This is a genomic window from Flaviramulus sp., from assembly GCF_982512915.1.
The window spans coordinates 282,404-302,002 of record NZ_CEWOCJ010000001.1 but is presented as its reverse complement, the minus strand read 5'-3'; the positions used below and the strand labels follow the sequence as shown (position 1 = coordinate 302,002).

The window sequence follows — 19,599 nt, the reverse complement described above, 5'->3', positions numbered from 1 at the left end:
ATCCATTTTACTGAAATTTATTTAGAATACTCATAATAATAAAATAGTCCCAAACTATTAAACATTAACCTATGAAGAAATTTCTACTTTTAAAGTTTTTATTTGTAGTTATATTTTTGACTACTAATAATATCTATTCTCAAGACAGTGATGGCGATGGAGTTATAGATTCGATTGATTTAGATGATGATAATGATGGTATTCCAGATACCTATGAGTGTTCAGCTACTATTCAATTTGATAATGCTAGCTCATTAACTGCTGCAAATATTTCAGATGTTCAAGAAGGAGAAAAAGTAATTTATTCAAACGCTCTTTTGTATCAAAATCAATATTATGATTTGATATTAACCGTTTTAACCATAAATGGATCTTTTAGAGTTGATTGTAATAATGAGCTAAGAGTAAATCGATTTAATTCCAGCGTGGATGAGTACATTACCTACTCCTTTGATTTGGTAGAGGCAGGAAGCGCTAGTATTGCAAATCCATTAGGAGAGCCAGCAATTTTATATGGGATGATTTTAGAGTTAAGAGATATTGATACAAGAGATGGTGATGATTTTACCGAGATAGCAGGTTTTAACCCTTCAACTGTAACATCTTCTGTAACTGGTTATTTAAGTTCAACCACTAATTTAGAGCAAGCAGGTTTTGTTAATGGAGGAGGGCCAGCTGGTTATACAACTTATAGATTAGACCCTACAATTGCAGGAGGATCTACTGATTGGGAAGATGAGCCAGATGATGGAGGAACACAAGGAGATGATCCAGATTTTTATCTATATATGGAGTTTGATATATTTTCTCATGTAGATTTAATTTATGGTGCTACTGGAACAGTTAATACCAGTACCAGATTAACTAATTTTGGTGTAAGTTCTAAATGTAATATTGATAATGATGCTTATTTAGATACGGTAGATATTGATTCCGATAATGATGGGCTTCCAGACAATGTAGAAGCACAACCAACCATAGGTTATATTCCACCAAGTAATATAAGTAGTAATATAACTGATGTTAACAATAATGGATTGGATGATGTTTATGAGTCTGTCATGGGTGGTACAGATTTAATTAATTTAGAAGATACTGATGGTGACAAACTTAAAGATTATTTAGATAGTGATACAGATAATGACGGCGTACCAGATATAGAAGAAAATGGACAAGCTAGTGTTTTAAGTGGAATAGACGCAGATGGAGATGGATTAGATGATGTTTTTGATTTTGTCACAGCACATTTAGATGTTAATGATGAGGTTTCAACAGGAGATGTTCCAGATCTAACAGCTTCTTTTGGAGATGTAGATTTTGATGCAACTATAGGTGGCGATTTAGACTACCGAGATTTATTTGATATCAATCCACCAAGTATAGCAAGTATTGATTTTGATGGTGTTGATGATTATTTATCCAGAGATTCTTTTATGGCTGGGATGAGCGATGTTACAATTATGGCATGGGTAAAATCTGATTCAGGAAACACTACTAATATGGTAATAGCTTCAGAAGATATGGCTCTAAAATTATGGTTAGAAAACGGACATCACCCAGCGTTTAGTGTTTCAACAAATGGAAGTTCTCAGCAAAAAGTTGGTGGTAACGGTAAATCGGAAATTGATTATGATGAGTGGCACCATATAACAGGAAGTTTTTCTGCTAGTACAGGTAAAATCAAGATATATGTAGATGGTATAGTACAAGATAGTAAGAGTGTTTCGGGGGTATCTTTAACAGCTAGTTCAGATGCTAGTGAAGTTTTTGAAGTTGGACGATATTCAAATCAATTATTAGACAATCAATATTTTAAAGGTGATATTGATGAAGTAAGAGTTTTTGATATCTTATTAACTGATGATCAAATACAGCAAATGGTTTATCAAGAAATTGAAGAAAATTCAGGTAATGTAAAAGGAAGTATCGTTCAAAAAGACATTAAGGATATTGCTACAGGAAATACAATTCCTTGGGCTAATTTAATTGCCTATTATCCAATGACGGATATTAAAATGGGAAGAACAATAGATTATTCAAATTATGATAATTTCATGTATATAAATTGGATTACAACCGTCCAAGATCAAACGGCACCGATGCCATATGAAGCGATTAATTCTGGGTTATGGACAAGTGAGTCAACTTGGTTACATGGCGATGTTTGGGATATAGAAAACGCTGCTGCTTATAATGATTATGGAATAGTAAAGATTTCGAATGATGTTACAGTGAGTCATGATTTTAAAACGTTAGGATTAATTATAGATTTAGGGAAAAAGTTAACCGTAGAGGGCGATCATTTAGTTGAGAACAGTTGGTATTTAGAATTAAATGGAACTTTAGATTTATTATCAGATTCACAATTAATACAAACCGTAAATAGTGATTTAGTAACCTCGGCAGAAGGTAAACTATTAAGACGCCAAGAAGGAACTTCAAATGCTTATAGATATAATTATTGGTCATCTCCTATAGGCATTCAAGGAGTAACAAGTTTATCAGACAATAATGCAGCTACAAATAACGCCAACAATTCAGACTTTTCGCTAAACATGTTAAAAGATGAAACAGGTATGGGTTGTTTATTTACAAATGGTTATACAGGAAATGGTAGTATCAGTACCTATTGGATATATACCTTTAAAAATGGGGTAACGTATTGGGATTGGGTACGAGTAAGTACTAATACAGCTCTCCAACCAGGAGTCGGTTATACCCAAAAAGGAACGGGAGTAGCAGGAACAGAACAACAATACATTTTTGAAGGAAAGCCAAATAATGGAACTATATTAGTAAATGTAACCGATAAAGGAGGACCAGGATCTATACAAAATGCATCTAAAACAATATACCTTTTAGGAAACCCATATGCTTCAGCGTTAGACATTCATAAATTTATAGATGATAATGCAGGTGTTATAGATGGAAGCTTACAATTATGGCAACAATGGAGCGGAAACTCACATAATTTAAATGAGTATAATGGTGGTTATGCTCAAGTAAATAAATTAGGGTCGTGTAGAGCTTATCAATTTGTAGGTTTTTATGGAGGAAATAATGGGTCGCAAGATGGTACCATAACCCCATCAAGATACTTGCCAATAGGTCAAGGATTTATGGTAGAAATTATAGCCGATGGTCAAGTAGAGTTTAACAACAGTCAGCGCGTATTTATAAAAGAAGTTGATTATGATGGTTACAATAATGGATCTGTATTCTCTAAATGGACATCAAGTAAATCCTCACAAGGAAGTACAACAAAGGCTGGAGAAACACCACCAGAGATGCAAAAAATCCGATTAGAATTTAATTCGATATCAGGACCACAAACCAGACGCGAATTATTGTTAGGATTTAGTGAAGAAACAACCGATGGTTTTGATTATGGGTACGATGCAAAATGTACGGAATCAAACAACAACGATTTAAATCTAAACTTAGAAGGTAATAACTTTAATATACAGGCGTATAGTGCTATTACAGACGATAAAGTTGTGCCTTTAAATTTTAAATCATCAGGAAGCAATTCTTTTGAAATAAAAATCACAGAAATAGATAACATTGATGAAAATCAAGCGATTTATTTAAGAGATAACTTAACAGAAATTTATTTTGATTTAACAAATGATGAAGCCTATGCTTTCTCATCAGAACAAGGTAAGTTTAACGAACGCTTTGAGATTGTATTTAAAAACCAATCCCAAGTGTTAAGCACCGAAGAAACCTTGGCAGATGAGAACTTCATGTATTATAAAATGGCAACAAATACGTTTTATGCTAAAAAGTTACATGCTGAAGTTAAAAACTTTGCCTTGATAAATATGCGCGGACAAAAAGTGATGGAGTTACAGAATGTATCAATCAATACTTTAGAAAATGGGATTCGATTCGATAACCTTTCAACCGGAACATATGTTGTTTGTTTAAGAACAGAAGCTAATGAGGTGTTAACAAAAAAAATCGTAATCAATTAATATTTAATAATACAAAAATTACAAGTAAAAAGCCAAAACTAATGTTTTGGCTTTTTTTGATTTAAAAATTAATCATTTCGGGATAAATTCTTAGTTTTGCACCTCGAAAAGAAATATGTTATAATGAGCGCTAAATTTCCTGAATATAAAGGACTTGACTTACCAAATGTAGCAGAAGAAATTCTAAACTATTGGCAAGAAAACAACATTTTTGATAAAAGTGTGACATCACGTGAAGGCAGTAAACCATTTGTGTTTTTTGAAGGGCCTCCCTCTGCAAACGGATTACCTGGTGTTCACCACGTTTTAGCGCGTGCCATTAAAGATATTTTCCCACGTTACAAAACCATGAAAGGTTACCAAGTAAAGCGAAAAGCAGGTTGGGATACCCATGGATTGCCTATTGAGTTGGGTGTTGAAAAAGAACTTGGGATAACCAAAGAAGATATCGGTAAAACTATTTCGGTTGAAGATTATAATGCCGCTTGCAGAAAAGCAGTTATGCGTTACACAGATGTTTGGAACGATTTAACCCAAAAAATGGGGTATTGGGTAGATATGGACGACCCATATATTACCTACGAACCAAAATACATGGAAAGCGTTTGGTGGTTGCTTAAACAAATTTATAACAAGAATTTGTTGTACAAAGGCTACACCATTCAACCATATTCTCCAAAAGCTGGTACAGGCTTAAGCTCACACGAGTTAAACCAACCAGGTACTTACCAAGATGTTACAGACACTACGGTAGTTGCTCAATTTAAAGCAATACCAGAATCACTTCCTGATTTTTTACAAAATGAAGGCGATATCTATTTTTTAGCATGGACAACCACTCCTTGGACATTACCAAGTAATACTGCATTAACCGTTGGTCCTAAAATTGAGTATGTCTTAGTTGAAACTTACAACCAATATACGTTCCAACCCATGAATGTGATTTTAGCTAAAAAGTTAGTTAACTATCAATTCTCTGGGAAGTTTTATAATGTTGAAGAAAAATCAGAATTACTATCTTACAAATCTGATGATAAGAAGATTCCTTTTTTCGTAGTAAAAGAATTTATTGGTAAAGATTTAGTGGGCATAAAGTACGAACAATTATTACAATATGCCTTACCAAATGATAACCCTGAAAATGCTTTTAGAGTTATTTCTGGAGATTTCGTAACTACCGAGGATGGTACAGGAATCGTGCACACGGCGCCAACTTTTGGAGCCGATGACGCCTTAGTAGCAAAACAAGCAACCCCAGAAGTGCCTCCTATGCTTGTTAAAGACGAGAATGGCAATTTAGTGCCATTAGTAGATTTACAGGGTAAATTTAGGCCAGAGCTTGGTGAGTTTGCAGATAAATATGTAAAGAACGAATATTACAATGATGGTGAAGCACCAGAACGTTCGGTAGATGTTGAACTTGCTATTAAATTGAAAGAAGAAAATAAAGCCTTTAAGGTTGAAAAATATAAACACAGTTACCCTAATTGTTGGAGAACCGATAAACCAATTCTTTACTATCCTTTAGATTCTTGGTTTATTAAAGTAACCGATATTAAAGACCGAATGTTTGAATTAAACGAAACCATTAACTGGAAGCCCAAAGCAACAGGAACGGGTCGTTTTGGAAACTGGCTATCAAATGCTAATGATTGGAATTTATCGCGTTCGCGTTATTGGGGAATTCCATTGCCCATTTGGAGAACTGAAGATGGTAAGGAAGAAATTTGTATTGGCTCTGTAGAAGAGTTAAAAAATGAAATGGTAAAAGCCGTTTCAGCTGGTGTTTTAGCTAAAGATATTTTTGAAAATTTTGAAGTTGGAAACAATTCCGAAGAAAACTACGCTAAAATCGATTTACATAAAAACATCGTTGATGCTATTGTATTAGTATCTCCTTCAGGGCAAAAAATGTTCCGCGAAAGCGATTTAATAGATGTTTGGTTCGATTCGGGTTCTATGCCTTATGCACAGTGGCATTATCCGTTTGAAAACAAAGAGTTAATAGATGACAAAAAATCGTATCCAGCTGATTTTATTGCAGAAGGTGTCGATCAAACCCGTGGTTGGTTTTACACGCTTCATGCTATTGGAACTATGGTTTTTGATTCTGTAGCTTATAAAAACGTCGTATCAAACGGATTGGTTTTAGATAAAAACGGACAGAAAATGTCTAAACGTTTAGGGAATGCCGTAGATCCTTTTGAAACTTTAGGGAATTATGGTGCTGATGCGACGCGTTGGTACATGATTTCTAACGCCAACCCTTGGGATAATTTAAAGTTTGATATTGAGGGCGTTGAGGAGGTAAAACGTAAATTTTTCGGCACTTTATACAATACCTATTCGTTTTTTAGTTTATATACTAATTTAGATAAATTTAGTTATGCTGAAGCAGATTTGCCTTTAGCAGAACGACCAGAGTTAGACCGCTGGATTCTTTCAGAATTACATACATTAATCCAAAAAGTAGATGCGTTTTATGCAGATTATGAGCCAACAAAAGCAGCACGTGCTATTTCAGATTTCACACAAGATTATTTAAGTAACTGGTTTGTACGTTTAAGTAGAAGACGTTTCTGGAAAGGGGATTATCAAAAAGATAAAATTTCGGCTTACCAAACACTTTATACTTGCATGGAGACTATTGCTAAATTAGGAGCTCCAATTGCGCCATTTTTTATGGATCGGTTGTATTTAGATTTAAATTCGGTAACTAAAAAAGAAGCTTTTGAAAGTGTTCATTTATCAGATTTCCCTCTTTATAACGAAGCTTATGTTAATAAAAGTTTAGAGCGTAAAATGGAAATTGCCCAAACAATAGCTTCATTGGTACTATCATTAAGAGCAAAAGAGAAAATTAAAGTACGTCAGCCACTTCAAAAAATAATGATACCAGTTGATAGCCAACAACAAAAAGAAGAAATTTTAGCAGTTTCTGATTTAATTAAGCATGAAGTCAATGTAAAAGAAATTGAACTTTTAGATGATGCTTCAGATATTTTGGTAAAACAAATAAAACCTAATTTCAAAACCCTTGGACCACGCTTTGGGAAGGATATGAAAGCTATTGCAAATGAAGTAATTAACTTTACTACACAAGATATTAACAAAATTGAGCTAAATGGTAGTTTAGAGGTTGTTATTAATGGAAAAAATATTACTTTAGAACGCGGAGATGTTGAAATTACGTCCCAAGATATTGAAGGATGGTTGGTTGCAAATGATGGTGCTTTAACAGTAGCTTTAGATGTAACAATTAATGATGATTTACTAAAAGAAGGCATTGCGAGAGAGTTAATTAATCGCATTCAAAATTTACGTAAAGATTCAGGTTTTGAAGTTACAGACAGAATTGATGTAACCCTTCAAAAAGATGAACACATTATAGGTGCGGTTGAAGCAAACATCGCCTATATAAAATCAGAAACATTAACAAACGAGCTTGAAATTATAGACACATTAAACAATGGTATAGAAATTGCTTTTGATGATGTAAATACCAAATTGTTTATTAAAAAACATTGAAATTATGGCTATTGAAAATACAGCAAGATACTCAGACAAAGATTTATTAGAATTTAAAGACCTAATAAAAGAGAAAATAGTAAAAGCACAACACGATTTAGAGCTTATTAAAAGCGCCTATATGAATGATCATAATAATGGTACGGATGATACGTCTCCAACATTTAAAGCATTTGATGAAGGTAGCGAGGTGATGAGTAAAGAGTCTAATTCGGCTTTAGCCATTCGTCAAGAAAAATTTATACGCGATTTAAAAAACGCTTTAATCAGAATTGAAAATAAAACTTATGGTGTTTGTAGAGTTACAGGTAAACTCATAAACAAAGAACGTTTAAAATTAGTGCCACACGCTACCTTAAGCATTGAGGCTAAAAACATGCAGTAAATTTATATACATATAACTTGAAACGTCTCATAATTTGAGACGTTTTTTATTTGTCATTCCTGCAAATGTAGTAGGAATCTAGTTTATAAGAAGTTTTTAAAATGTCATTAAAAAAATCCATAATCCTTATAGTTTTCGTTTTACTCATCGATCAGATTAGTAAAATATATATTAAAACACACTACGCACTTTACGAAAATATTGAAGTTTTTAAATGGTTTAAAATATATTTTATTGAAAATGATGGTATGGCTTGGGGAACTAAATTGAGTGATATTGTGTCTTTTATATCTGATAGAACAGCAAAAGTAACATTAACCGTTTTCAGAGTTTTTGCTATTTTTGGTATAGGTTATTGGTTATACGATGCTACAAAAAAACACAGTTCTAAAATATTAATTACAGCTATAGCATTGATATTTGCAGGTGCATTAGGTAATATTATCGATTCTGTTTTTTACGGTGTTTTATTTAGCGATAGCGCTAACCAAGTAGCCACTTTTTCACCTCAAAATGGTGGATACGATGCACTTTTACACGGTCGGGTAGTTGATATGCTTTACTTTCCTTTATTTCAAATGGATTTACCAGAATGGCTACCTTTTTTTGGTGGTAAACGTTTTAATTTCTTCGAACCTGTTTTTAATATTGCCGATATGGCTATAAGTACCGGGTTTTTGATGCTAATTGTTTTTAATAAGAAGGCGTTTACAAAGCACTAAAGGCATTAACTGTAAGTATTTTCTACTTTAATAGTATTTTCTATATTTGTTTTTTTAACAATTAAAAACATAAAACGTCCTTTTATGAAAAATAAAAAGATATTCTTAATTGTAATATATATAGTAATTTCAAATACTATATGGTCTCAAAACACCTTTGATATCATGTTCCCTGGGAATGATAGAGATCAAATATGTCAGGAATGTTTCCAAATATTTAGTCAAAAATCAAAAGAGGTGCAATTTTCAATTAAAAGAGAACGAGATAACCTTTATTTTGAAGTTAACGATAAAAAATGGTTCGATTTATTATTTAAAAATCCCGGAGATGGTATTGCCGTAGATATTGTTATTAAAGACCGCTATTCTTGTGAATACGAAACTATTGCAAGTACTCAAATTAAAGGGCTTTTGCAAAAACCTGTGTACGCTCAGAAATTAAAAAGTATTATAAAACCCCAAGGAGAAAATCTTTTTAGAGCGCATGTTGCTAGGATTCCCGAAGCTTTTTTAAATGATGACATGGAATATAATATTTTATTTTTAAGTAATAAAAACTTATGCAATTATTATTCAATTTATAATCTTGAATCTTACCCTTGGGATTTGTTGGATATGGGGATGTTTTTAGATTCTCTTGTTTATGATACGAAGCAAATAAAATCTGTAGGTGATGAAGGGTATGTTTTAAAAAATAAAACGTTGAAATTTCAAATTCCTTTTGAAAAAAATAAAGCAGTATACTCACTAGAAGATATAAAACCAATTTATGACTCTTTGAGATTAACAGATTTTAATATTAAATCAATAAACATTAAAGCTTACTCATCCGTAGAAGGAAGTTTAGAGCGTAATTTAAATCTTCAAGAACAACGTGCCAAAAGCATTGTTTTAGCATTACAAACATTTCAAAAGCCAACCATTAAAACTGAAATTTCTTCATCTGAAAACTGGGTGGAATTTTTAAATGATATTACAGGAACTCCACACGAAAGTTTATCTAAATTGCCTAAAAGTAGTATTAAAGAAAAGCTAGTAGGTGCACTCTCAAAAGAGTTAGAGCCTATTTTAGGAAACCATAGAAAAGCGGTTTTAGTTTTAGAGCTGGAAAAGAAAGATAAGTATAAAACGATGTCTGCCAACGAATTGCTAACTAAATTTAACACAGCTATAAGTTCAGAAACATTAGATGAAGCCATAGAAATTCAAAACTCTATTTTTGAAAAACTTAAAAACAAGGAAGTTGAACCAGATTTTTTAAGAAAAATGGAAATCCCTAAACAAGCAAAATTTGCTAAAATATTTAATAAGAATTCTGCTTACAGGTTTATGATGGATATTAGGCAAGCTTTAATTGTTTACAACGAACTACTTGAGCTTGAAAAATTAGTGCCTAAAGATGGAGAAGTTAAATACAATATAGCCGCTATTAAAATAAAACTTTGGCGATTTAAGGCTTTAGATATTGATGAAACTAAACTTAAAAATGAGATTAATACTTTAAAAAATTATAAAATACACAATACGCTTATTACCAGAATGTTAGTTAATTTTAACATCATTAAATCTGAAAATTTAATGCGTATTCGAGACTATTCAAACAAAGATAAAGCGGTTTTATTCATTCATAATAATTACAAAAAGTTTCCTTTATCAGATTATGATTATTTGAGTTTAGCACAGTTTTTTAGTTACTATGCCAACACAGGTTTCTCAGTGGAACTTCTTGAAGATAAAGCTAAAAGCATTGATATTGATGAAAATTTATTGTTCTATTATTTGAATTTAACTATGATTGATAAAAAATTAACCGGTAATTCTGATTATAGAACCATCATGTTAAACGCCATTAATATGAATAAGGCCCGTTATTGTAAATTGTTTAATGCTGTTGAAAAAGGAGGTGTTACGTTTCAACTTTTAGAAGATGCGTATTTAAGAGAAACTTATTGTGAGGATTGTTTGGATTAAAACTGATACACCTTATCGGGAGTTACGCAATAATCCAATTTTATATCATTCTCAAAAATATCGGTAATTTCGTTTTCGGCTTCAAAAAACGATAATCCAATTTTTATGGTTTCAGGTTTACAATTTACTAAAAAACGATCGTAAAAACCTTTACCATAACCAACACGGTTTCCTGTTTTATCAAATGCTAGAAGCGGCATAAAAACAACATCAATTTTATCATTAGAAATTTCGATACCATCAACAGGTTCTGGAATATTATAACTGTTCTTTTTAATAATTATATTATCAGTTAATAAAAAATGTATCATATTTCCAGTTTCAAAATCACTTTTACTTATCAATATATGCTTGTCTTTACCTGATAAAATATTCAAAATAAAATCCGTATTCACCTCTTTTTTTTCTTCAATAGAAAGAAAAATATGGTAAAATAAATAATCCCATACGGGTAATTTTAAAAGCTGATTGGCAATGGTTAAACTTAACGCATCAACATCATTTTTAGATAGAATATTACGAAGCGTTTTATATTTTTTTCGTAATTCAAGTTTAGTCATTTAATGTTGTCTTTTCAATTTGGTAGAAATATGAAATAAAGCATCACCTTGATAAACAATAGGCGATTCGTTAACATTGATGATATAACCAGAGTTGGCGGCTTTTACAAAAAAGTTAAGTTTCCCATAGGGGTCTGTTATATTGCCTAAAACATCTCCTTTTTTCACCAAAGAACCAATAGGGATTGAGGCTCTAAACATACCAGAAAAACTGGCTCTTTGCCATTTACTTTCGTTTATAAAAACACATTCGTTTTTAGGTTTAGAGGATTTGAAATTGGCATGAAGCATACCTAAATGTTTGAGAACACGTTTAGATCCATTTACCCCAGAGTTTGTAACCACATCATCAATATGAAACGATTTTCCACCCTCAAAAAGCAATAATGATTTTCCTAACTTATAACAAGTTGTTCTAAAGGATTTAGAGAGATTTTTAGAGTATAGTACAAATGGTGCTCCAAAAGCTTTTGCTAATATATCAAGCTCTTTATTATCTTTGGAATAGCGCAATTGTGGTGCATTAAACCGTCCAGAACCACCAGTATGAAAATCGATGATATAATCTACATGCGGGATCACTTCATCTACTAATTTATAAGCAACTCTTCCTGCTAGCGAACCTGTTGGACTACCAGGAAACACCCTGTTTAAATCTCTACCATCAGGAAATTCTCTTTTTAAGTTTATAAAACCAAAAATATTAATAACAGGCATACAAATAATAGTACCTATTTTAGGTTTATTAATGCCTTTAGCTATAATTTGCCTAACAATTTCAACCCCATTAACTTCATCCCCGTGGATGCCGGCAGTAAATAAAACGGTTGGTCCGGATTTTTTTGCACGCTCAATAATTACAGGAACATTTACAGATGAGGAGGTGTGTAAATTGGCTACATCAAAATTAACTTCTTTGCTTTCTCCTGGTTTTATTTGTTCACCTAAAATATATAATATATCGCTTTTTGTTTCAGGCATTTATTTTCTGTTTCGTTCTATATAAGTTATGATGCTTTTGGCAATATTACGTCCGGTAGCGCCTTCAATGCCTTCTAATCCTGGGGTCGAGTTTACTTCCAAAAGCAGAGGACCCCTAGCAGATTGTAGCATATCTACACCACAAACAGGAAGTTTTAAGGCTCTCGCTGCATTCATGGCTACAGATAGCTCATCGTGATTTAATTTTATAATATTTGCCGATCCTCCTCGGTGTAAATTAGACCTGAATTCACCTTCTTTCCCTTGGCGTTTCATAGCACCTACAACTTGCCCATCTACAACTAAAGCACGTAAATCGGCACCTTTAGCTTCGGCTATATATTCTTGTACCAAAGCTCTTGCTTGTAAACCATTAAAAGCTTCTAAAACAGATTCAGCAGCATTTTTAGTTTCGGCTAAAACCACACCTAAACCTTGAGTTCCCTCTAAAAGTTTAATAATAACTGGAGTGCCTCCAACGTGTGATAAGACTTTTTCGATATCGCGAGAATAGTTTGTAAAAACTGTTTTTGGCATGCCAATTCCAGCTTTTGATAGTCTTTGAAAACTTCTTAATTTATCTCGAGATCGAATTATAGCATCGGAAGTTACGGTTGTAAAAACACCCATCATTTCAAATTGTCTTACAACGGCGCATCCAAAAAAAGTAACCGAAGTGCCAATTCTTGGAATGATAGCATCTACATAATCTAAATAACGATCATTAAAATAAATAGTTGGTTTTTCCTTTTCAATGATGATATCACATTTTAAGGGATCAATCACTTCAACTTTATGCCCCCTTTTTACGCCTTCTTCTACAAGGCGTTCTGTTGAGTATAATTGTGCGTTTCTAGAGAGTATTACTATATTCATTATGTGTTTTGTATAAAAAAGAAACGTTTTCTAAATCTACATCAACTATAAATTTTTGTTTTAAAAATTGCCTACCTATCAATACAGGAAATTTCATATCGTCTCTAGTGCTTAAAGTTAAGTTAATCTTGTATGTTTTTCCAAAAAATACAACTTCTGATTTTACTTTGAATCGATTTTCTTTAAATCCGTTGCTGCTTTTTACATTTGTTTTTGTGTATTGATTGAAAATTATTTCTGTTTTTCCAAAGTTTTGGTGATAATCACTATTAAAAATACAGCGCAAATTTGTACCCTCTAGAATAATTTCAGAGCAGTGAATTGCTGAGGTATATGCGCCTGTATCAACTTTAACATTGATATTGAATAAACCTAATTTTGGGAAGTCAATTTTATCAACCCTTCCAATAATTTTTTTGCTCATTTATTCGATTAAAAATAGGTGCAAGTTAGGAAATTTGTTAATTGAAAAATTATTAATTAATCGATTTATCTTTAACACTATTCACTTCAAACCAATAGCCATTTGGGTCTTGTATATAAACTTGTTTTACGCCATCAGCTCTAATAGTTATTTTTTGATTTTCATCAGTCCAACTTGAATAATTGACATTCATTAATGTCAGTTTTTTTATAAAAATATCAAAATCTGATGTGGTAACAGCAAAATGGACCGCTTTATTAAGTTTAATATTTCCTTTTATAGTAGAGATTAAATGAAGTTCTTTTCCATCACCTAATGAAAACCATTTAATACCATCAGCCTTAGTTTTATTCGTAATTTCCTTAAGATTTAAAGTGTTTTTGTAGAATTCTGCCGATTTATCAAGGTTTTTAACAGAAAGTGCTATATGATCAAAACTCAAATAAAAATTTAATTTTTCTTGAGCTATGGCTTTTATCGAAATTAGGATGATAGCTAATAAGACTATATTTTTTTTCATTTTTTTTTAAAATTTCAATATACAAGATAGTAAAAAAGGAAAGCTAATTTTTACATTATCTATAATTTAATATACCTTTGATTTAATGGACACGCCTGCTTTAGATATACAATTACAAACCTTGCCTAATCAACCCGGAGTTTATCAATATTTTGATAAAGATGGTACTATTATTTATGTAGGTAAAGCTAAAAATTTAAAAAAACGAGTTAGTTCGTATTTTACTAAAACCCACGATAACGGTAAAACCCGCGTACTTGTAAAAAAAATTGTAAATATAAAACACATTGTTGTTGACACCGAAACTGACGCGCTTTTACTTGAAAACAACTTAATTAAAAAACACAAACCACGCTATAATGTATTATTGAAGGACGATAAATCATATCCATGGATATGTATTAAAAACGAACGTTTTCCAAGAGTTTTTTCAACACGAAGAGTTTTTAAAAACGGTGGCGAATATTTTGGTCCTTACACCAGTGTAAAAACAGTTTACACACTTCTGGATTTAATAAAAGGTCTCTATTATTTAAGAACCTGTAATTATGATTTGGCAGAGGAAAAAATACAAGCTGGAAAATATAAAGTGTGTTTGGAATACCATTTGGGAAATTGCAAAGGCCCCTGTGAAGGTCTTGAAACCGAAGCGGAATACAATGAAAACATTAAAGCCATCAAGGAAATCTTGAAAGGAAATTTTAAAGATTCATTGCAGCAGTTTAAAAAACAAATGCGAGATTTTGCTGATAATATGCAGTTTGAAGAAGCCCAAAAAATAAAGGAAAAAGTAGAGGTTTTAGAAAATTATCAATCAAAGTCTACTATTGTAAATCCAAAAATTAGTAATGTTGATGTTTTTACTATTATAAGTGATGAAAGTTATGGGTATATTAATTTTTTGCAACTTTCGTACGGCTCCATTATACGCTCTCATACGCTTGAAATAAAAAAGAAATTAGATGAAACCGATAAGGAATTATTGGAGCTCGCCATTACCGAAATTAGGCAGCGATTCCATTCAAAAAGCAAAGAAATTTTTGTGCCTTTTCAAGTCGATTTAGGGGAAGATATTAAGGTAACCGTACCGCAATTGGGCGACAAAAAACATATTCTGGATTTATCGCTTCGTAACGCTAAATATTTTAGAATGGAGCGTTTTAAACAAATGAAAATTGTCGATCCAGATAGACATGTAAATAGAATTATGGCTCAAATGAAGGTAGATTTAAGACTTTCTGAAGAGCCACGACACATTGAATGTTTTGATAACTCAAATATACAAGGCACCAATCCTGTTGCAGCCTGTGTAGTTTTTAAAAACGGGAAACCCAGTAAAAAAGATTATCGCCACTTTAACATCAAAACTGTTGTTGGGCCTGATGATTTTGCCTCAATGGAAGAAGTGGTTAACAGGCGATATAAAAGAATGCTTGAAGAGGAGCAACCTTTGCCACATTTAATCATCATAGATGGAGGAAAGGGACAATTATCATCCGCTTTAAAAAGTTTGGATGCTTTAAATCTAAGAGGAAAAATTGCCATCATTGGGATTGCAAAACGTTTAGAAGAATTATTCTATCCAAACGATTCAATTCCCTTATATTTAGATAAGAAAAGTGAAACCTTAAAAATTATACAACAATTAAGAAACGAAGCACACCGTTTTGGTATTGAGCACCACCGAAATAAACGCAGTAAAAGTGCTTTAAATACAGAGCTTGAAACGATTGCTGGTGTTGGAGAAAAAACAATCGTTGAGTTATTAAAACATTTTAAATCTGCTAAACGCGTTGCGAATGCCAAGTTAGATGAGTTGGAGGAAGTTATTGGAGTTTCAAGAGCAGAAAAGGTTTATAATTATTATCATAATGCAGAATAATACATTTTGAAAACTAAAAATATCATATTAACCCTATGCATACTAGTTTTGTTTTCCGCGAAAGCGCAAAATGATTTAGTAAAAACCCCTGAGCCAAAAGTTGGTTTGGTGTTAAGTGGTGGTGGCGCCAAAGGGTTAGCTCATATTGGTGTTTTAAAAGTAATTGATAGTTTGGGTATTAAAGTTGATTATGTTGCAGGAACTAGTATGGGAGCTGTTATCGGCTCTCTTTATGCCTCAGGATATTCTGGTAAGCAACTCGATTCGATATTTAAAACCGTAGATTTTGATGCGATTATAAATGATAATTTGCCAAGAGCTTCAACCGCTTTTGACGAACGTGCCAATACCGAAAAGTATCTAGTAAAATTACCTTTTAACAATTTTAAAGTTAAGTTGCCATCAGCACTTTCAAAGGGTTACAATACCTATAGTTTATTGTTAAAATTAACTTTACATGTAAATAAAATTGAAAATTTTAGTGAATTGCCTATTCCATTTTTTTGTTTGGCAACTAATATCGAAACGGGAAAACAAGTTGTTTTAGATAGCGGTAACTTGACGCAAGCTGTCATGGCAAGTTCTGCATTACCATCGTTATTTCAACCAGTAAATATTAATGGAAATCTTTTAATTGATGGTGGTGTTGTAAATAATTATCCGGTTGATGAATTACGAGCAAAAGGTATCGATATTATAATAGGCGTAGATGTGCAACACGGTTTAGCCTCTAGGGATCAATTAACATCAGCTCCTGAAGTTTTAATTCAGATAAACAACTTCAGAACCATTAACGATATGAAGTTTAAAGTGAATAAAACAGATATTTATTTAAAACCAGATATTGATAATTTTAATGTAGTTTCTTTTAATGAAGGGTCAAAAATAATTGAAGCTGGGAAAAATGAAGCATTATCAAAACTAAGTGCATTAAATGTTTTACAAACCAATTCAAATCCTTTGTTACTTAAACCTAAACAAATTGATAGTTTAATAATAAATACTATAACTGTAAAAGGTAATGAGAAATACACAAGAGCTTACGTTTTAGGAAAACTAAAACTTAAAAACGAAGAAAAAATAAGTTATGATGATTTTAAAAAAGGCATTAATAATTTAGTAGCCACCAACAATTTTGATGCTTTTGAATATCAATTAAAATCAACAAAAGATAAAGAAGGTTATGATTTATTGGCCAATTTAAAAGAAACACAAGTAAATACTTTTATAAAATTTGGTTTGCATTATGACGATTTATATAAGAGTGCTGCTTTAGTAAACTTAACTAAAAAACAACTACTTTTTAAAAACGATGTTGCATTACTTGATGTTATTTTGGGGGATAATGTGAGGTATAATTTTGAATATTTAATTGATAAAGGTTTTTATTGGAGCATTGGTATAAATTCTAGATACAATCAATTTAACAAAAATGTAAATGCGCAGTTACTATTAGATGATAATCAAATAGCAACTACTGGAATAAATAAAATTGATGTAAAGCTAAGAGACCAAACCAATCAGTTTTATCTTCAAACGTTGTTTAGAAGAGATTTTTCATTTAGTATTGGTGGCGAGCACAAACGTTTAGAAGTTAAATCTGAAACTATTTTTGGAAACAATTCTACAGATGATTTTTTCTTTGAAAACACCGACTATTTGAGTGTTTTTGGTAATCTAAAATTAGATACTTATGACAATAAATATTTCCCCAAAAAAGGTGTTTATTTTAATGGAGATTTACATACGTATTTATACGCTTCTAATTTTAATGAAGTATTTGAAGACTTTTCCATAGCAAAAGCAGATATGGGTTATGCTTTTAGTGTTTCTGATAAATTTGCTTTTAATTTACAAACAAGTGGTGGTTTTAAAATGGGCAGTAATTCTACTAGAACTTTAGATTTTGCTTTAGGTGGTTATGGTAATAATTTTATAAATAATTTCATACCGTTTGTGGGTTACGATTTTATTTCACTTACAGGTAATAGCTTTGTAAAAGCATCATTTATTGCAGATTTCGAGGTATATAAAAAGCACCACATTACAGCCGAAGGCAATTGGGCAAATATAGATGATAATATTTTTGAAACTGGAGAATGGTTAACCTTGCCAGATTACCGAGGTTATGCATTAGGGTATGGTATTGATAGTTTTTTAGGTCCAATTCAAGCAAAATATAGTTTCTCTCCTGAGGAAAAACAAAGTGTTTGGTTTTTTAACATTGGTTTTTGGTTTTAATTTTAAAAAAAAAATCAAACACTTCTGTGGATGTTTCTCTTAAAAATGTTATTTCCCAGAAATCTAGAATCTAAATAAATTTCTAATACTGTTCATTTTACGCTTTACTGGAAAATCAAAAATTCTAAAAAAATTACGATATTTGTATCATTATGAAACTTTTTTGGACAGATTTACTTCAGCATCTTCATTTTCTTATCAAGAGAAATCCTGAATAATTAGGCATTATTGTCATTTCTGCTAAGGCAGAAATCTATTTAATTTCACTATCTTTAGTATATTTTAACAACACATTTTAATTTTAAAGAAAATGCCTTTTTATCATAAATTAGGAGAAATTCCACACAAACGTCACACACAATTTAGAAAAGCAGATGGCAGTTTGTATTACGAGCAATTGTTCGGAACCATTGGGTTTGATGGCATGTCCACAAATAGTTACCACGAGCAACGCCCAACACAAGTAAAAGAAATAAAAAAACAATACAGTGTAGCCCCAAAAATAGCTTTAGTAAATAATATAAAATCTTATCGATTAAAAGGTTTTCAAGTAAAACCAGAAATAGATTATTTAGAAAGCAGAAAAACGATTTTGATAAATAAAGATTGCGCTATTATTCTTGCAGCGCCAAAGCAATCAACTCAAGATTATTTTTATAAAAACACAGATGCAGATGAGCTTATATTTATCCATAAAGGTTCAGGTAAATTAAGAACTCATTTAGGAAATCTAGATTTCAAATACGGGGATTATTTATTAGTGCCAAGAGGCATTATTTATAAAATTGATTTTGATACAGAAAACAATAGGCTGTTTATTGTGGAGTCTCGCAGGCCTATTTATACGCCTAAAAACTACCGTAATTGGTTTGGACAATTATTAGAACATTCGCCATTTTGCGAACGAGATATCCGCAGACCTTTCGAGCTTGAGACCAATAACGAAAGTGGTGATTTTTTAATAAAAGTTAAAAAGCAAGATGATATTATTGAGATGGTTTATGCCTCTCATCCTTTTGATGTGGTTGGATACGATGGTTATAATTATCCATATGCTTTCTCCATTCACGATTTCGAGCCTATTACTGGGCGCATCCATCAACCGCCACCAGTACATCAAACTTTTGAAACTGATGCCTTTGTTGTGTGCAGTTTTGTTCCACGTATTTACGATTATCACCCACAGTCTATTCCAGCGCCATACAATCACAGTAATATAGATTCTGATGAGGTTTTGTATTACGTAGATGGCGATTTTATGAGTAGAAACGATGTAGAAGCAGGTCACATATCATTACATCCAGCAGGTATTCCGCATGGTCCACACCCAGGGGCTACAGAGCGAAGTATTGGAAAAACAAAAACCGAAGAACTCGCTGTTATGGTAGATACTTTTAAGCCTTTAATGGTAACAGAAGAAGCCATGAAAATAGCCGATGAAAGCTATCATAAATCATGGTTAGAGTAATTTAATTTTTTGCTATTTCCTGCATTACGCTATATTTTTGAAAAAAAAGATGCCGCTTCAAATG

13 protein-coding genes are annotated in these 19,599 nt (G+C 32.0%); 8 read left to right on the top strand and 5 right to left on the bottom strand.

Annotated features, from left to right (window positions below; all coding sequences use genetic code 11):
* The first annotated feature begins 71 nt into the window (after window positions 1-71).
* From AC1XJX_RS01395 to AC1XJX_RS01375, 5 genes are all read left to right on the top strand, one after another.
* Entirely contained in the window at window positions 72-3,977 is a 3,906-nt protein-coding gene (locus tag AC1XJX_RS01395) for a LamG-like jellyroll fold domain-containing protein (RefSeq protein WP_482002169.1), read from the top strand.
* Between the two features lie 123 nt (window positions 3,978-4,100).
* Window positions 4,101-7,505, top strand: a complete 3,405-nt coding sequence (ileS, locus tag AC1XJX_RS01390; RefSeq protein WP_482002168.1) for an isoleucine--tRNA ligase — start codon at window positions 4,101-4,103, stop codon at window positions 7,503-7,505.
* A gap of 4 nt (window positions 7,506-7,509) precedes the next feature.
* Window positions 7,510-7,890, top strand: coding sequence for a TraR/DksA family transcriptional regulator (locus tag AC1XJX_RS01385; RefSeq protein WP_482002167.1), 381 nt, complete (start codon window positions 7,510-7,512; stop codon window positions 7,888-7,890).
* Between the two features lie 101 nt (window positions 7,891-7,991).
* On the top strand, window positions 7,992-8,612 hold the full coding sequence (locus tag AC1XJX_RS01380) for a lipoprotein signal peptidase (protein WP_482002166.1): 621 nt from the start codon (window positions 7,992-7,994) through the stop codon (window positions 8,610-8,612).
* An 84-nt stretch (window positions 8,613-8,696) separates the two neighbouring features.
* Window positions 8,697-10,583: a hypothetical protein gene (locus tag AC1XJX_RS01375; protein WP_482002165.1), complete on the top strand. Its 1,887-nt coding sequence runs from the start codon at window positions 8,697-8,699 to the stop codon at window positions 10,581-10,583.
* On the opposite strand, the gene AC1XJX_RS01370 is transcribed toward AC1XJX_RS01375, so the two are convergent.
* Genes AC1XJX_RS01370 through AC1XJX_RS01350 form a run of 5 tightly spaced genes read right to left on the bottom strand, consistent with a single transcriptional unit; the run spans window position 10,580 to window position 13,944 of the window.
* A complete protein-coding gene (locus AC1XJX_RS01370) occupies window positions 10,580-11,143 on the bottom strand; it encodes a 5-formyltetrahydrofolate cyclo-ligase (RefSeq protein ID WP_482002164.1) in 564 nt (187 codons plus the stop codon). The genes AC1XJX_RS01375 and AC1XJX_RS01370 overlap by 4 nt on opposite strands.
* Entirely contained in the window at window positions 11,144-12,124 is a 981-nt protein-coding gene (locus AC1XJX_RS01365) for a succinylglutamate desuccinylase/aspartoacylase family protein (protein ID WP_482002163.1), read from the bottom strand. It abuts the gene before it with no gap.
* Entirely contained in the window at window positions 12,125-13,000 is an 876-nt protein-coding gene (gene rimK, locus AC1XJX_RS01360; protein WP_482002162.1) for a 30S ribosomal protein S6--L-glutamate ligase, read from the bottom strand. It abuts the gene before it with no gap.
* A complete protein-coding gene (locus AC1XJX_RS01355; RefSeq protein ID WP_482002161.1) occupies window positions 12,978-13,424 on the bottom strand; it encodes an ATP-dependent zinc protease family protein in 447 nt (148 codons plus the stop codon). Before AC1XJX_RS01355 ends, rimK begins: the two co-directional genes overlap by 23 nt.
* 52 nt (window positions 13,425-13,476) lie before the next feature.
* Window positions 13,477-13,944, bottom strand: coding sequence for a VOC family protein (locus AC1XJX_RS01350; protein ID WP_482002160.1), 468 nt, complete (start codon window positions 13,942-13,944; stop codon window positions 13,477-13,479).
* A gap of 85 nt (window positions 13,945-14,029) precedes the next feature.
* On the opposite strand from AC1XJX_RS01350, the gene uvrC reads away from it, so the two are divergent.
* The 3 genes from uvrC (at window position 14,030) to AC1XJX_RS01335 (ending at window position 19,535) form a co-directional block, all read left to right on the top strand.
* Window positions 14,030-15,826 carry an excinuclease ABC subunit UvrC gene (uvrC, locus tag AC1XJX_RS01345; RefSeq protein ID WP_482002159.1) on the top strand — a complete coding sequence of 599 codons (1,797 nt, stop codon included), beginning with the start codon at window positions 14,030-14,032 and terminating at the stop codon, window positions 15,824-15,826.
* Between the two features lie 6 nt (window positions 15,827-15,832).
* The gene (locus tag AC1XJX_RS01340; protein WP_482002158.1) at window positions 15,833-18,067 is read left to right on the top strand and encodes a patatin-like phospholipase family protein; all 2,235 of its coding nucleotides are present in this window, start codon (window positions 15,833-15,835) and stop codon (window positions 18,065-18,067) included.
* A 310-nt stretch (window positions 18,068-18,377) separates the two neighbouring features.
* Window positions 18,378-19,535, top strand: coding sequence for a homogentisate 1,2-dioxygenase (locus tag AC1XJX_RS01335; protein ID WP_482002157.1), 1,158 nt, complete (start codon window positions 18,378-18,380; stop codon window positions 19,533-19,535).
* Window positions 19,536-19,599 lie beyond the last annotated feature (64 nt).

Coding starts and splice junctions, on each gene's coding strand:
- AC1XJX_RS01350 (WP_482002160.1), bottom strand. CDS start 13,944: ATGAAAAAAAATATAGTCTTATTAGCTATCATCCTAATTTCGATAAAA.
- AC1XJX_RS01385 (WP_482002167.1), top strand. CDS start 7,510: ATGGCTATTGAAAATACAGCAAGATACTCAGACAAAGATTTATTAGAA.
- AC1XJX_RS01380 (WP_482002166.1), top strand. CDS start 7,992: ATGTCATTAAAAAAATCCATAATCCTTATAGTTTTCGTTTTACTCATC.
- uvrC (WP_482002159.1), top strand. CDS start 14,030: ATGGACACGCCTGCTTTAGATATACAATTACAAACCTTGCCTAATCAA.
- AC1XJX_RS01370 (WP_482002164.1), bottom strand. CDS start 11,143: ATGACTAAACTTGAATTACGAAAAAAATATAAAACGCTTCGTAATATT.
- AC1XJX_RS01365 (WP_482002163.1), bottom strand. CDS start 12,124: ATGCCTGAAACAAAAAGCGATATATTATATATTTTAGGTGAACAAATA.
- AC1XJX_RS01375 (WP_482002165.1), top strand. CDS start 8,697: ATGAAAAATAAAAAGATATTCTTAATTGTAATATATATAGTAATTTCA.
- AC1XJX_RS01355 (WP_482002161.1), bottom strand. CDS start 13,424: ATGAGCAAAAAAATTATTGGAAGGGTTGATAAAATTGACTTCCCAAAA.
- AC1XJX_RS01335 (WP_482002157.1), top strand. CDS start 18,378: ATGCCTTTTTATCATAAATTAGGAGAAATTCCACACAAACGTCACACA.
- rimK (WP_482002162.1), bottom strand. CDS start 13,000: ATGAATATAGTAATACTCTCTAGAAACGCACAATTATACTCAACAGAA.
- AC1XJX_RS01395 (WP_482002169.1), top strand. CDS start 72: ATGAAGAAATTTCTACTTTTAAAGTTTTTATTTGTAGTTATATTTTTG.
- ileS (WP_482002168.1), top strand. CDS start 4,101: ATGAGCGCTAAATTTCCTGAATATAAAGGACTTGACTTACCAAATGTA.